Below are 15,217 nucleotides of genomic sequence, written 5' to 3'. Positions count from 1 at the left end.
TTTTTGTCGCTCAAACCCCTTTATTTTTCCCAATCAGCCTTGGCGATATGCAAGCCATGCAATCCCTTGTAAGCCGCACGCTCCGGCTGGCTCCAGCCTTCAAGCAACGAATCCTCCAACCGGTAAATTTCTACTCCCAGCGGGCGACAGACGCTCAACGGATCCTGCGCATCCGGCCCCCACATGGCCAGCGACAGATCGCCACCCGGGCAGGTCGATAGCGCACACAAAAGATCAATCTCGGCAAAGAACTCCAGATAGTCGCCCTTCTGCGCCGGGCAGGCTTTCATGAAATACAGGTCGTCGTGGTTCAGGCCGGTGCACTGGAAAATGTTCAACACGTCATGCACATCGAACTCGGTCAGGCCATGGGGCAATACGGCGCGAGTCAGGTTGGAGTGGCAGTGATGATGGAAGTCTTCGCCGGTAAGCATTTTGTTCACGTAAGGATCGCAGCGCGTTCCCAGCAAATCGTGCAAACGCCCGCCGTGTTCGTCGATGCCATAACCGGCCAGGCTGTCGTCGGTAATGGTCACCAGCGGCCGTAAAAATGGCAGGTTCGACCAGAGCCGGTCATGGGTGCTGACATGGGCGCCCTGCAACTGCCGGGTTCGCGCCGCCCACAAGCGCTCGCGTGGATCGTGGGCATTCCAGACGTTGAAATCCCCGACTTGCGGGCCGACAGGGGTCGTGACCCTGAACACATGCCCGGCCGGTACATTCCAGGCGCGACCGGTGCGGATCGGCACTTCGAACTGCTCGATCAGCGTGCGCCCCTCTTTCTGGTCGCGGATCCGTTCATAGAAGGCTGTGTCCACCTGCAAGGCCGAGCCTTTGCTGACTTGATAGGCCGCCGGATAGTCTTTGTACATGGCACAAAATCCTCGATCAGTGATGGGAAGAAGGGGCAAGCATCTGCAACAGGAGGTGTTCGGAGTCGTCAAGATAACGGCTCATGGCGTCCGCAGCCGCGCGTTTGTCGCCGTCGGCCAGCAACTCATGTATCTGCCGGTCACGCGCCAGCCAGGGCGCCTGAAAACGTGATTCATCGGGAGCGGTGCAAAACACCAGGCGCAGTTGCGCGACGACGTTGGTGAAGAACTCATCGAACAACGGACTGCGCAGCAATCCGACGATGTGTTGATGAAAGGCCAGGCTGTGGGTGCCGACGGCGCGCCAGTCCTCACGCTCCCGGGCCAGTTCGGTGGCCTCCAGGGCTTCGAGCATCCGGTCGGACTGATACTCACGCAATGGCTGGCTGGCGCTGATGGCTTGCAGTTCCAGGGTGCGCCGAACCTTGAACAGATCGCGCACATCATCGACACCCAGCCTGCGCACCATCACGCCCTTGTTGCGGACATAGCGGGTCAGCCCTTCCTGCCCGAGACGGTGCAACGCCTCGCGAATGGTGTTGCGCGAGGCGTTGTAGGCCGACACCAGATCGTTTTCCACCAGCGCCATGCCGGGCAGCAAACGACCGCCGATGATGTCAGCGCGCAATTCCAATGTGATGTGGTCGGCCAGGGACAGTCCGCTGCTCATACTCAACGCCTCGTGATTGTTCAACAATCGTCTGCGAATGAGTAATCACTATTCGTGCCATCACCTGCCTGTCGTGAACTAATCCTCCCAGTATTTGAACAATACGCTGGCGTTCACACCGCCGAATCCGAAACCGTTGGACATCGCGTAGTCGATGTTCATTGGTCGCGCCTGACCGTGGACGATGTCCACGCCTTCGGTGGCCGGATCCGGGTTATCGAAGTTGAGCGTGGGCGGCACCACCTGATCTCGCAGTGCCAACAGGGTAAAGATCGCCTCGACTCCGCCTGCGGCGCCGAGCAGATGCCCGGTGGCGGACTTGGTCGACGTCACCGCGATCTTGTTGTCCGAGCCGAACAACGACTTGATGGCCGCCAGCTCTCCCAAATCGCCAACCGGTGTCGAGGTGGCGTGCGCGTTGAGATGCTGCACCTGTGCCGGCGAAATGCCCGCCTGCGCCAACGCCAGCGACATCGCCCGACGCGCACCGCTGCCATCCTCCGGCCCCGCGGTCAGGTGATAGGCATCGGCGCTGGTGCCGTAACCGACCAGCTCGGCCAATGGTTGAGCGCCGCGTGCCAGGGCATGCTCCAGGGATTCGATCACCAGCAGGCCCGAACCCTCGCCCATCACGAAGCCATCGCGCCCACTGTCGAACGGCCGCGAGGCGCGCTCCGGGGTATCGTTGTAGCCGCTGGACAGAGCCCGAGCCGCCGCAAATCCGGCGAGACTGACCCGATCGATCGCCGCTTCCGCGCCGCCACACACCGCAATGTCCGCCTCACCGCAACGAATCAGCCGCGCCGCGTCACCAATCGCCTGAACCCCGGCCGCGCACGCTGTTACCGGAGCCCCCAAAGGCCCCTTGAAACCGTGCTGGATCGACACATGGCCCGCGGCGAGGTTGACCAGAAACGAAGGAATGGTGAACGGCGATAACCGTCGCGGACCACGGCTGTCGGTGGTGCGCACCGCATCGGCAATCGCGCCGAAACCACCCACGCCCGAGCCGATAATAGTGGCCGTGCGCTCCTGGGCATTGGCGTCGAGCGCCTGCCAACCGGCCTGCTCAACTGCCTGACGCGCCGCCTCCATGGCGAACACAATGAAACGGTCCATCTTCTTCTGCTCTTTGGGCGGCGTCGCCCGATCCGGATCAAAACCCGCCTCGGCATCTTCCGCCAGAGTCGGCACCACGCCACCGACCTTGGCCGGCAGATCGGCAACCACCTCGTCCGGCAACGCCCGCACCCCGGAGCGTCCAGCCAACATACGCGCCCAGACCGCTTCGACGCCGCTCCCCAACGGACACACCAGGCCCATGCCCGTGACCACCACCCGACGATTACTCATAGCGCAAATACCTCAATCGATTCATGGCGCCTCACTTGTAACGCGCCGCTGCCATGCTTCTGGACAGATTCGGCGCCATCGCATGACGCGCCGCCATAAAAGCTTCCCACTCGGAGACATTCGGTAACGAAGGAATGGTGATCAGTTCACCCTGATCCAGACCCGACAGCGCCGCGTCGACCATCTCCCCTGCGTCCATGATCATGTCCTCCGGAATCTGGGACGCATCAATACCTGAGCGCTCCAAAATCTCGGTGCGTGTCACTCCCGGCAATACCGCTTGCACTTGGACCCCGGTGCCTTGCAGCTCAGCGTTCAACGACTGAGTCAGGCTCAATACATAAGCCTTGCTCGCGCTGTACGTCGCATTGAACCGCTCAGGAAACAACGCCACCACCGAGGCAATATTGATGATCGAGCCGCGCCCAGCCTTGGCAAAACTGGCAGCTGCAGCCGATGCCAGACGTGTGACTGTTGTAACGTTCAGCTGGATCAGCCGTTCCAGTTGCTCCATGTCTGCGTTTGCCAACAAACCATCGGCAGCTACGCCCGCGTTGTTGAGCAACAGGCTGATACTCGAATCACTGCGAAGCCGTTGCTCCACCTTCAGCACATCATCCCGTTGTGTGAGATCTGCCTTGAGCACCTCCACCTTAATGCCATGCTCGGCGCGCAACGTGCTCGCCGCAGCTTCCAGCCGCTGCTCGTCACGAGCAACCAGCAACAAATCAAAACCACGAGCTGCCAAACGCTCAGCGTAAATTGCACCGATACCGGAGGATGCTCCGGTGACGAGGGCTGTACCTTGGGTCTGGGGAGTGTTCATGAGCGAGCTCCTGAGGATGCGATAGAGAGATGAGCGCCTGGGCGCATCGGCAAATAGGAGAATTATTATAGGCATAATCTTAAGACGATATGATAGCCGTAATTTTTCTGACTCCGATGAAAGGCACGCCACCTCGCTTTACGCCACAATGCAAAAAAGCCGGTCAATGACCGGCCTCTCAGCGTTGATCTTGAAGCTTAGTTCACTTCCAGCTTCTCGCGATTCTTATCCAGGATCGCTTTACCGATGCCTTTCACTTCCAGCAATTCGTCAACGGACGAAAATGGACCATTACTGTCACGATAAGCAACAATCGCCTTGGCCTTGGCTTCCCCGATACCGGACAGCTCACGCTGCAGGGTGGGTGCATCAGCGCCATTAAGATCGACTTTTCCTGTTTGCGCTTTAGGGGAAACTTCCTGCACCAAAGGTGCATTGCCTGTCTCAGGCTTCACCGCAGGCGCGGCTATTGCAGCAATAGAGGCGCTGGTGAGCAGGGCAAAAACCAGGGAGTAGAAATAGCCAGTACGCATAAATGAAGCTCCATGACATCGATTGAGAAAGCAGCTTTTCCGAAGCTGCCTCCCAAACTTAGGCGATGTCTGGAGCCTGTCAAAAATGTGTCAGTTACAGGATGTGAACCAATCAGGGATCGAGGCGGCGTTGCTGGTGGATTCGGTTAACGATATCGCCATCAGGGCGTAGCCGCTGACGGTTTCGCGCAGGATCTGGCGGACGCGAGCGTATTCGTCCTGATCATCGGATGTTGGGTCGCTGCCACGTTGTCGCGCTCGACCATCGGGACGTGTTTATAAGCGGCAGCGTGGTAGACGGCGTCCACACCCCAGGTTTTCATCACATCCAGAAGTTTGTCCCGGTGGCGGATGGAACCGAGAATCGGCAACAATTTGACCGAAACCGACTTACGACAAGCGCGCTGCTCCAGTTCCGAGAGGATGCTGTATAGATTGAATTCGCTATGTACGAACAACAGAAGCGTCGTTGGGCCAAGCGAGAAGATCTGCCGACAACGCTCTACGCCGATCGATCCGCCAGCGGGTTTGTAGACTTGCAACCAGGCAATCGAACGATCCGCGATGCTCGGATCATCATCGATAAAAGCCACGGGACGCAAGACTCGGCCCATGCGAAGTGCTGCAACCAGCTGATTGCCGGCTACGCCTGCACCGTAGATGGCGACTTTGGTGAGGCGATCATCCGGTTGGCGAACGGTACATGCTGCGCGGCGATGAACCAGTCTCCCATGAAATATTGACGCATGCACAGGCGCAGACCGCCGATGATGACGAGGCTTAGCACCAGTAGTTAAAGACTATTGAGCGGAATAAAGGACTCCGCAATGAAAAATACTCACCGTCTATGGTTATGCCATAAGGTCTATCCGGGTGCGTTTCATTGGCACTGGATCCATGACGACAAGCCCTCTCTATGGTAACGTGCCCCGCAAAACTTAGTGTGGATGGTTGGCTAGCCATCACAGGAGCAACTATATCGCCTCCTGCGGCTTCCATCGACCTAACAAACTGATTTGTTAGTCCAGCATTCAAGGACAGTTCTCGTGCCCCTCCCCCTCGTGGTTGACCTCGACGGAACGTTGTTGCGTTCGGACCTATTAGTAGAAACCGGCATGGCATTTATCCGTCGCCATCCATTTCAGCTCTATAAAACGGTAGGTTGGCTGGCGCAAGGTAAAACTATGCTTGAGTCGCAACTGGCTTCTGCAACCGATATATATGTTAATGTTTTACTTTACAGCGCTGTTTCTGTCGTCGCGTTACTCACGTTGCTGGGCAATCAATTTGAAATTCAAAGACATGGCTCATTGGCGGTCATTTCTTCGGTAGCTGGCGACAGGGGCAGACCCTCCAACTGTTTATACGGCACAGCAAAAGCTGCCGTTTCCACATTCTGCGAGGGTTTGCGCGCAAGACTTTTCAAAGTCGGCGTTTCGGTGACTACCATCAAACTCGGTTTTGTTCAAACACCTATGACCAAGGGGCTCAACCTGCCTCCCCTGCTGATAGCACAACCTGAAAAGGTAGCACTTAGTATTGTCAAAGCGGTGCAAATAAAACCAACACGCTGTACACCCCAACATTCTGGGCACTGATAATGCTTATTATCAAACATTTACCAAATTTTATATTCAAGCGGATAAATCTATAGTCAGATTTACTGCAAGTGATAAAACTTTATACATCCAGCTTCATCGACAACAGGGCTCTTCAATGTCAGCTTTAAATACCCTAGGAAATCTGCTTCAAAGGCATTTATTACTAATTGCCCTAGCCATTGTCATTCTGTTGAACCTGTACTACCTGAAGACGTACCCTATCAACATTGCTGCCTTTGACTATCCAAATTATGCTCAGATGATTTTCTCCAGCGTATCCAATCTTATCCACGCCAGTGGATATACTTTGGCCGCACGTTTCGCACTCGATTTTGCTGGCGTACCCAACGGAATAGACATCTATAATGTTAAATGGCTGCGACACTTACAGCACATTCATTTTTACTTCCACGTGTTCGCCATCGCAATTAGCACATTCATGTGCAATAAAGTATTTGGTAAAATCTCAGCCACACTTATGTGCCTAGCGTGGGGTGGCAGTCTGTTTTTCATGGGTGGGGTCAATTCCATCGGACCGGACTGGTTACAAGGAGACTTTCTTGCCATCGCACTGCTGACTGCTCTCTGGGCGTTCGATGTAAAAAATAATGCAAAAATAATTTTGTATATACTGTCCGCAGTTATTCTTACGGTTGCCTACCTTGTAAAGTTCAACTCCTTGGTAATCGCCCCTGTCATTGCGATGTTAGTAATTTTTGACAGCAAGGACTGGACTTGGAAAATCGCGACAGCCATCGTCAGCCTATCGGCGAGCACCATAATTATATTTGTATTTGTCGAAACCTTTCACTACCCGACGACCAATTCACGGCAACTGAGTTACGATCATGCTTGGGTTCTAATTGACGCAATACCAAACGACTACATCACTCAGGAACCAAACAAGCTGGGAATCAACAGTTTGAGGTGGCGGGCCCTTGGCGCAATTTTACCACCGGAATATTTCAGGGCTGCAGCCTATCAAGATGTTGATTGGGGCGCACCAAAAGAAGTAAGAGCGCCCTACCTCGCACAATATAATTATCTGATGAACGCATCGCGCTCGGAGTTGATTGATTTCACGACCAAGCACCCACTGCCTGAAACATTTAATATTCATGTTTCGGCCATTCCCGGCTATTACTATATCGGGCTTCCGCAAACGGACGCCCTAAGTATAGCCGTGTATAAAGAATCGGTGCTGGCGATACCCGCGGCCTACATCGCGAAATTGATCAAGGGTTGGTTAGCTTTTTTCATCGAAAAACCGTTCCAACTCACACCTTTAAAATCAAATAGCTTGTATCTGATTATTGGTGACAATATTCAAGCGGATGGCAGCGTTAAACTGACCCCTCCTCCGGACGCTATACCTCAACACATGCCGTACTGGAATCCTGCCGAGAAAGCACAATACCAAGGCATGGTGTTTTTTGGTTGGATGAATTTCCTGACTCCGCCACCTTGGGTCTATGCCTTGCTGGCGTTCGTCTCATGTATCGCTATATCTAAAACACAAAACATCAGAAAAGCCTTTCAGGCAAGCTTGTTAGTATTGTCTACAGCATTACTGGTTAGTTCTTCGTTGATGCTACTGTCTGTTCGATCCAAGGAAATGCTTGCACTGTTGCCCATAGTAAGTATCTTTCTCAGTTTTGGCTTTTCTAGCTGCATCAATTACTGCCTGAAACGAAGATCCAACTTAAGCATGCTAGGCTTAAATGGAGAGCCAAAATGAAAATAATTCTTCCAGGCGGAGCAGGTTTGGTCGGGCAAAATTTGGTGGCACGTTTAAAAAGCCGCGGATACACTGACATCGTGGTGCTCGACAAACACCGAACGAACCTCGCCATATTAAAGTCTGTTCACCCAGAATTGACTATTGAGTATGCGGACCTTTCAAAAAAAGGTAGTTGGAGCGAACACTTTGTTGGCTCGGCAGTGGTCGTCATGCTACAAGCTCAAATCGGTGGCAATATCTATCAAGAATTCGTACAAAACAATGTGATTTCAACACGCCTAATACTGGACTTGATAAAAGCCAATCCGAACATGCACCTTGTTCACATTAGCTCGTCTGTACTGGAATCTAAAGCCGACGACTTCTATACGCAAACAAAGCGTGAACAAGAAGAATTGGTATTAGCCAGCAATATTTCCTGCCCGATTCTTCGACCCACCCTTATGTATGGCTGGTTTGACCGCAAGCACCTCGGCTGGCTTGCCCGCTTCATGAAAAGAACGCCAGTGTACCCAATCCCCGGCAACGGTAAGTTTATGCGCCAGCCTCTTTACGCCGGTGACTTCTCCAACATCATTATCAATTGTATCGAGCAGCAAGAAAAACAAGGTATTTTCAATATTTCCGGACATGAAAAAATTGATTATATTGATATCATCCGCGAAATAAAACGAGTGACTCACTCGAAAACAAAAATCGTGAAAATACCCTATACACTTTTTTATGCCTTGCTTTGGATGTGGGCACTCGTTGATAAAAACCCGCCCTTTACAACGCAACAGTTAGCGGCCCTGAGTACAAAAGATGAGTTTGAAGTCATCGACTGGCCTTCAATCTTTGGGGTTCCCTACACCCCCTTTGCCATCGCCATAGACGAAACATTTAATAATCCAACTTATAGCAATATTGTGCTGGAATTTTAATGATGGGACAGCGAATCGCCGTATTAGGCGCAGGACCAATGGGATTGGCAGGTCACTTCGCAAAGCGCACTGGGCAAGGCCGTTAATTATCTGGCAAGCATCTGGAGCCGGCTGGAGCGTTACGTGGAGGCAGTTTTTTACCGATCGACTACAACAGAGCCGAGCGCGCAATAAAACTGTTTGTCATAGGGCGCAAGGCATTGCGGTTCAGCGATACGCCCAAAGGCGCCACCGCCACCGCCAGTGCCCAGATTTACAACTTGGTCGAGACCACCAAGGTCAACGGCCAAGAGCCCTATACGTGGCAGCGCCACGTACTTGAGCGGTTGCCGCATGCATCCACGGTAGAAGACTACGAAGCGTTGTTGCCGTGGAACTGCTCACCGGTAATGCCAAGGTAAACCAAGGCCTCACCTTGCGGTGGGCGGAGTTTATGGATCTGTTACGAAGTAGCTGATCCATAAACCGGGCATTATGAAACCCTGGGGGGGGGGTAGGATCGTCAGGCGTCTGCGCTGTCGCGGCAGCCCCCTTTAGCTCTTCATAGGTGACCTGAGTGACTGTTACATCATAAATACATACACTTGCTCAAGCCCCTGAATTGAGCTTTTCACCCACAACAGGATTGAACGCCGAATAGGCATCAACACCATTCAATACAGACCTGACTTTATTTTTTGGCTTGAATTTGAGAACCCTTTTCTCTACCAAATGCCAAGAGCTGTATCCCAAAATCAGAGTAATGACCACTGTAACAACAAGATAGGTTGAATAGGCAATACCAGGGAATTTTAGCAAAACAAACTGCTGAACCGGAAAAGCATAGATATAAACACCGTAAGAGCAGTCACCCACTTTATTAACCAAACTCCCCAACCAACTTTTGGAAAGTCCATATGCCAAAACGACATACGGTAACGTAAGCCATAACAGGGCTTTCGAAAACGATAAATACGGAGCCAGAAGAAGGGTAATCATCACCATGACAGTTACGCCGGAGAGACTGAACCACCGTTCGAGCCCCCACTTCGCATAACATGCCCCAATCATGAAATAGATGCCTATTAACGGAATGTTTCTTACATCAGTACCGTGAACCACCAGCAAAGGCGCATCTCGCCAGCACCAAAAAACTACAATCAGCGCAAACAATGCTGCGGTAACTGTGTATGCAAGACGACCGCCTTTGAATAGAAGCCCAAGCGCCACCACGACCAAATACATGAAAAATTCAATAGGCAAACTCCATAGAGGACCATTGATCACATTGGCAACTCTGGAGTGCTCCAGCACGCCCGGCAAATAAAATACCGGACTTAAAATTATGTTCTTCAAGTACATAATAAATGCCAGATCCGAGAAATACTGCTTGACTGTCAACGTCGAAAAAACCGGACCAAGAAGAAACGAAGTTAGCACCACAACAACAATCAGGGCTGGAAATATTCGCAGCGATCGTTTAACTAAAAAGCTAATGACCGAAGGATCAAAACTCCAACTTTTCGAAATCAAATAACCACTAATTATAAAAAATATTGCGATCCCGAGCCCACCATAGGAATCAATACCGATAAAAATCTCCGGAGTATTACCGTAAATATCGAATGAATGTGCATATAGAACCATCAGCGCGGCAACCAACCGTAACAAGTTCAAGTTATTATCCTTGTGCAGCATGTATTTCCGCCCTGATTTTAATTACAGATGATAAGAAATTTCTATTCTTGCAACAGCTCATTGGTCGCGCAGGGTAATACCCGGCGCTTCGTCAGGCCTGGGCAAATGTCTTCGCTGGAGGACTGGATCACACGTATTCCCGTGCCATCATTGATGACGCGGTGAGGATGATACAACGCTACTTGGTCCTCTTGCAGCTCAATCAGCCTTTGCACCTTCCAGATGCTAACTGGAGCGCGCCGCTTTTGAAGGCGCTTGTGCTGCTCTGCCAAGACGTCGTTGCGATAAAGCGTGTCGGGGAGGTCAGGAGCGTAGGAGTTCCTGAGCCTTGGATCGCTCGTCGCCTGTCGCTTCGGATCCGGCAGGTCTCGGTATTGCGAGCTTCGAGGAGCTCACACTATCGTGGCACAGGTCGCGCCCGGCGCTGCTGAGAGACGCCGTCGTTTATTCGTATGCAATCCACGAAGTACATCTACCGCCAGATGTGCTTCCCGTTTACCGTGACAAAGACTTCGAAGCCTTGCTGCCGCGGAACTACACGCCGAAAATTCCAAGATAGCCATAGATCCCAACCTTTAAAATATGGGGTTAATGGAGCGCTTACGATACGTTCAGCTCTTGTACGGTCAGCACGATCACCTCATCCGTGATGTCGGGCGAGGTTTTGAACCATTCAGACTCCAGGCGCTTAAGCCAAAGGCAAAACCCGTTGCGCTCCCAATAAAGGATTTTCACTAGATTACGAGGGCGATTCAGAAAGACGAAAAGTACGGGGTCAAATACCTGTCAAAAATGTGTCCGTTACAGGATGTGAAACAATCAGGGCTCGAGTCGAAGTTGCTGGTAGATTCAGTCAACGATATCGCCATCGGGGGATGTAGCCACTGACGGCTTCGCGTAGGACCTGTCGAGCGCGGGTGTAATCGTCCAACCGCGCCGAGCGTTCGCCTTCCTGTTGTAAACCGGAGTTGCGAGCGAATGCCACTGACCTTGCGCGGCGGGGCGGAAAGATCAAATTCAGCAATTGCGAGAAGCGGATCGGTGCCCGGAATCGACTCCAAGGCGAGTGGAGTGATCTACGGAGAGAACGGTGAAAAATGGATGATTCTCGGGGGTTACTGACGCACCTCACTCTTTGTGCGGGGATCGAATCAAGTTGACCAGGTCAGGGATCGGCTGCGTTACGACTCTGTGATCACCCTCATCACCGCATGCCCTGTCAGTCAATTTATTAGCCACTTCCCGTGAATCCATGTGTCAACCGTGGTACCATTTCGCGCAAATTAAAGCCTGACGGCCTTTTAGTAGCCTTTGCTAAGATCTCCGTTGTTTTCCTGATCTTATTTTGTTTTTGTTTGAGTCGCCAATATTCAGGAAGAGCTCTTGTGACTGTCCAAATTACATCTCCCACTATTCCGCTTATTGTCGATCTCGACGGTACCCTGCTGCGCTCCGATCTGCTGCTGGAAACAGGTATGGCTTTTGTTCGGCATAAGCCATTGAGCCTGTTTAAACCCTTTATTTGGTTGACCAAAGGCAAGGTGGCTTTAAAGGAAGGCCTCGCCCATGCCACCCATATTGACGTCAGTGTCCTGCCTTTCGATCCTGCAGTCATTGAACTAATTGAAGTCGAGCGGCGTACCGGTCGGACCGTAGTGCTGGCGACAGCCAGCCATTACAGCCTGGCCGAACGCATTGCTGAACATCTTCAATTGTTTGACCTGGTGCTAGCCTCTGACAGCAAGCGAAACCTGTCGGCCCATCGTAAACGCGATCTGTTGGTCGAGCACTATAGTGAGCAGGGCTTTGATTACGTGGGTAACTCTCATGACGACGTCCCAGTTTGGGCGGTTGCCCGGAAGGCTTATGTGGTCAATCCGGAATCCGGTGTTGAGCGTGGCGCTCGGGCACAGGGCAATGTCGAACAGGTGATTCACTCCAATCCTTCCAGGGCGAAGGACTGGTTGAAGGCGTTGCGGCTGCACCAGTGGATGAAGAATGCGCTGATTTTCGTGCCTCTAATGGCGGCGCATCAACTGACCAACCCCATGCTCCTATGGCAGGGAGTATTGGCCTTTCTGTTTTTTGGACTATGTGCCTCTAGCGTCTATCTACTTAATGACTTGTTGGATCTCGCCGATGACCGGCATCATCACTCCAAACGACATCGTCCATTTGCCGCTGGACGATTGTCGATCAAGTCCGGGCTACAGCTCTTTCCCGTATTATTGGTTGGCGCTTTTTCCGGGGCTGCATGGCTTCTGCCTTGGGAGTTTTCCGGAACCCTCATTGCATACTACATATTAACTCTCGCCTATTCGCTGTCATTGAAACGACAGATGGCTATCGATGTGATCGCCCTGGCTGCGCTTTATACCCTGCGCATCATAGCTGGCGCGGCAGCATTCGGCTTGGAACTGACATTCTGGATTTTGGCGTTTTCGATGTTCATGTTCCTGAGCCTCGCACTAGTTAAGCGCTACGCGGAGCTGCGCGAAGCAAGGCGCAAGGGCGATACCGGGAAAACCCGTGGGCGAGGCTACTATCCCGCCGACCTGGAAATGATTTCCTCGCTGGGCGCGTCTTCCGGTTATCTAGCCGTAATGGTCTTGGCTCTATACATCCATGATCAGGCTACAACCGGACTTTATGCCCACCCACAGGTGATCTGGCTAGCCTGCCCGCTGCTCTTGTTCTGGATCACTCGAGTGTGGATGCTCACTCATCGCGGGCAAATGCATGATGACCCTGTAGTGTTCGCCATCCGCGACCGCAGCAGTCTGGTCGTTGGCGCTTTGTTTGGGCTGGTGTTCTGGGTAGCAGCATGAGTCGTCCGCTGCACTCTTGGGGATGCTATCCCTATGCCCCGCAGACTGCACACGCTTGTAGCTGGCGTAGCGAAGTCGAGTCTCTGCGCGATGCGGTGGCCGCCACGCACGGGAGCACCCTGCCGTATGGCAACGGACGTAGTTATGGAGACAGCTGCCTAGCCGCGAGCGATCAAGTGTTGCACATGCGAGCTCTTAATCGCTTCATCCAGGTTGATTGGCAGCAGGGAACCGTACAAGCAGAGGCCGGTGTAACCCTCGCCGAGATCCTGGCAATTTCCATCCCGCAGGGCTGGTTCCTGTCAGTCACACCTGGCACCCAGTTTGCCACCCTCGGCGGGGCCATCGCTAACGATGTCCATGGCAAGAACCATCACCTGCGCGGCACCTTTGGCAACCATGTGCGGCGTTTGGGTTTATTGCGCCATAATGAAGGAGTGCTGACCTGCTCTCCTACCGAGCATCCCGAATTTTACACCTCTACTATTGGAGGTTTAGGTCTGACTGGGATTATCGTGTGGGCAGAAATTCAGCTTATCCCCATTCGCACCAGCCAGATCGACAGCACCGTAGTGCGTTTCGGCAATCTGGGCGAATTCTTCAGCCTGTCCGCCGAACTCGATCACCAGCATGAATACAGTGTCGCCTGGATCGACTGCCTGGCAAAAGGCACTCAGACCGGGCGGGGCGTATTCATCGTAGGTGACCACGCACGTTATGGTTCACTGGAAGTGGACGAGCGAGCGAAGTTGAGCATGCCGCTGACACCGCCAGTGTCTCTAATCAACAACCTGTCATTGCGAGCCTTCAATGATATGTATTGGAGGGTGCATCCTGCCCAGAGCACACGCAAACGCGGTGACTACGAGCCCTTCTTTTATCCGCTGGATCGCATACTGCATTGGAACCGTATCTACGGGCGCCGAGGTTTCCAGCAATACCAGTGCGTGATACCCGACGCAGTGGCCGAGGTAGTCATGCACGAGTTGCTGGAAGCCATTGCAGACTCTGGCCAAGGCTCGTTTCTCGCCGTGCTCAAACGCTGTGGCAACATCGCCTCGCCAGGCCTGCTGTCCTTCCCTCTCCCCGGCACCTCTCTAGCCTTGGACTTTCCGCAGAAGGCTGACTTGGTGCGGCTGTTTGCAAGGCTGGATGCCATCGTTCGCGAGAGTGGTGGTCGCCTGTATCCGGCCAAGGATGCCCACATGACCGGCGGCGATTTCCGCAAAGCATACCCCGCATGGGAACGACTGGAAGCACTGCGTGATCCCTCTCTGAATTCCCACTTCTGGAAACGAGTTACTGCATGAAACGAATTCTAATTATTGGTGCAACATCGGCCATTGCCGCTGCCTGTGCACGTCTATGGGCCGAACAAGGCAGCGAATTTTTTCTCGTGGCCCGTAACCTCGAAAAACTAGAACAAACCGCAGCCGACCTGAAAGGTCGAGGCGCCAAATCAGTAACACTTCACTGCATGGATGCCACCGACTTTGTAGCACACGGCGCAATGCTCGACAGTTGCCTAGCGACCTTACAGCAAATCGATATTGCGCTCATTGCGCACGGCACATTGCCCAATCAGAAAGTCTGCGAGCAGGACGTTGGCGTAGCGCTCCAGGAATTTGCCAACAATGGTACGTCGGTGATCGCCCTGCTAACGCTGCTGGCCAACCAATTTGAAACCCAGCGTTGTGGCACCTTGGCTGTGATTACCTCGGTAGCTGGTGACCGCGGTCGTCCGTCCAACTACTTATACGGTACCGCCAAGGCTGCGGTTTCCACCTTTTGTGAAGGTCTACGAGCACGTCTGTTCAAGGTCGGTGTACATGTCATTGACATCAGGCCGGGCTTTGTCGATACACCGATGACTCAAGGCTTACCATTACCTGCTGCACTGCTGGCCAAGCCTGAGCTGGTGGCCCTACGCATTGTAAAAGGTATTGATCGCAAAGTTGACGTCCTCTACGCCCCGGGATTCTGGGTATTAATCATGATGATAATTAAGTTAATTCCTGGCGTACTCTTCAAAAGAATGAATATGTAATCACTTACTTCCAGACGAGTGGACAGTGCGAATGTTGTAGTTATGCTGCAGGCGCAAATTGTTGCGCAATAACAATGTACCGCGCTTCTGGTCATTGATCATGATGGTCATCCAGAAGTTGCCGCAATTCATATTCAAAAAAAAAT

The 15,217-nt window shown here is 52.7% G+C and carries 12 protein-coding genes and 3 pseudogenes; 7 read left to right on the top strand and 8 right to left on the bottom strand.

The features are described from left to right. Positions 1 to 20: 20 nt before the first annotated feature. The 6 genes and pseudogenes from AC07VO_RS14105 to AC07VO_RS14080 form a co-directional block, all read right to left on the bottom strand. Positions 21 to 872 carry an urea carboxylase-associated family protein gene (locus AC07VO_RS14105; RefSeq protein ID WP_018929819.1) on the bottom strand — a complete coding sequence of 284 codons (852 nt, stop codon included), beginning with the start codon at positions 870 to 872 and terminating at the stop codon, positions 21 to 23. 16 nt (positions 873 to 888) lie between these two features. Continuing rightward, positions 889 to 1,542, bottom strand: a complete 654-nt coding sequence (locus AC07VO_RS14100) for a GntR family transcriptional regulator (RefSeq protein ID WP_018929820.1) — start codon at positions 1,540 to 1,542, stop codon at positions 889 to 891. A gap of 78 nt (positions 1,543 to 1,620) precedes the next feature. Next, positions 1,621 to 2,895, bottom strand: a complete 1,275-nt coding sequence (fabF, locus tag AC07VO_RS14095) for a beta-ketoacyl-ACP synthase II (protein WP_064616692.1) — start codon at positions 2,893 to 2,895, stop codon at positions 1,621 to 1,623. Positions 2,896 to 2,926: 31 nt separating this feature from the next. Continuing rightward, positions 2,927 to 3,721 (bottom strand): SDR family NAD(P)-dependent oxidoreductase, encoded by a 795-nt coding sequence (locus AC07VO_RS14090; protein ID WP_064616690.1) that lies wholly within the window; start codon positions 3,719 to 3,721, stop codon positions 2,927 to 2,929. 197 nt (positions 3,722 to 3,918) lie between these two features. Then, the gene (locus tag AC07VO_RS14085) at positions 3,919 to 4,254 is read right to left on the bottom strand and encodes a ComEA family DNA-binding protein (RefSeq protein WP_064616688.1); all 336 of its coding nucleotides are present in this window, start codon (positions 4,252 to 4,254) and stop codon (positions 3,919 to 3,921) included. Positions 4,255 to 4,451: 197 nt separating this feature from the next. Further along, positions 4,452 to 5,064, bottom strand: a pseudogene (locus tag AC07VO_RS14080) (polysaccharide biosynthesis protein); the annotation flags it as partial. A 236-nt stretch (positions 5,065 to 5,300) separates the two neighbouring features. Here AC07VO_RS14080 and AC07VO_RS14075 point away from each other — a divergent pair. The 4 genes and pseudogenes from AC07VO_RS14075 to AC07VO_RS14060 all read left to right on the top strand — a co-directional run. Next, a complete protein-coding gene (locus tag AC07VO_RS14075) occupies positions 5,301 to 5,852 on the top strand; it encodes an SDR family NAD(P)-dependent oxidoreductase (RefSeq protein WP_371924416.1) in 552 nt (183 codons plus the stop codon). Between the two features lie 118 nt (positions 5,853 to 5,970). Then, on the top strand, positions 5,971 to 7,593 hold the full coding sequence (locus tag AC07VO_RS14070) for a hypothetical protein (protein WP_111454880.1): 1,623 nt from the start codon (positions 5,971 to 5,973) through the stop codon (positions 7,591 to 7,593). Continuing rightward, positions 7,590 to 8,519, top strand: coding sequence for an NAD-dependent epimerase/dehydratase family protein (locus tag AC07VO_RS14065; protein ID WP_495007598.1), 930 nt, complete (start codon positions 7,590 to 7,592; stop codon positions 8,517 to 8,519). The genes AC07VO_RS14070 and AC07VO_RS14065 overlap by 4 nt, the downstream gene beginning before the upstream one ends. 48 nt (positions 8,520 to 8,567) lie before the next feature. Beyond that, positions 8,568 to 8,920 (top strand): annotated as a pseudogene (locus AC07VO_RS14060) (IS66 family transposase); the annotation flags it as partial. Between the two features lie 187 nt (positions 8,921 to 9,107). Here AC07VO_RS14060 and AC07VO_RS14055 read toward each other — a convergent pair. Continuing rightward, positions 9,108 to 10,196, bottom strand: a complete 1,089-nt coding sequence (locus tag AC07VO_RS14055; protein ID WP_495007597.1) for an acyltransferase family protein — start codon at positions 10,194 to 10,196, stop codon at positions 9,108 to 9,110. 600 nt (positions 10,197 to 10,796) lie between these two features. After that, positions 10,797 to 10,967, bottom strand: a pseudogene (tnpB, locus tag AC07VO_RS14050) (IS66 family insertion sequence element accessory protein TnpB); the annotation flags it as partial. 614 nt (positions 10,968 to 11,581) lie between these two features. On the opposite strand from tnpB, the gene AC07VO_RS14045 reads away from it, so the two are divergent. Genes AC07VO_RS14045 through AC07VO_RS14035 form a run of 3 tightly spaced genes read left to right on the top strand, consistent with a single transcriptional unit; the run spans position 11,582 to position 15,071 of the window. Beyond that, on the top strand, positions 11,582 to 13,024 hold the full coding sequence (locus AC07VO_RS14045; RefSeq protein ID WP_310397277.1) for a UbiA family prenyltransferase: 1,443 nt from the start codon (positions 11,582 to 11,584) through the stop codon (positions 13,022 to 13,024). Next, positions 13,021 to 14,334, top strand: a complete 1,314-nt coding sequence (locus tag AC07VO_RS14040; RefSeq protein WP_111454882.1) for an FAD-binding oxidoreductase — start codon at positions 13,021 to 13,023, stop codon at positions 14,332 to 14,334. The genes AC07VO_RS14045 and AC07VO_RS14040 overlap by 4 nt, the downstream gene beginning before the upstream one ends. After that, positions 14,331 to 15,071 (top strand): SDR family oxidoreductase, encoded by a 741-nt coding sequence (locus AC07VO_RS14035; RefSeq protein ID WP_436275212.1) that lies wholly within the window; start codon positions 14,331 to 14,333, stop codon positions 15,069 to 15,071. Before AC07VO_RS14040 ends, AC07VO_RS14035 begins: the two co-directional genes overlap by 4 nt. Positions 15,072 to 15,217: the final 146 nt, after the last annotated feature.

Source organism: Pseudomonas sp. GW821-FHT03E01 (genome assembly GCF_059420765.1).
This window is presented reverse-complemented; position numbering and strand designations above follow the sequence as displayed.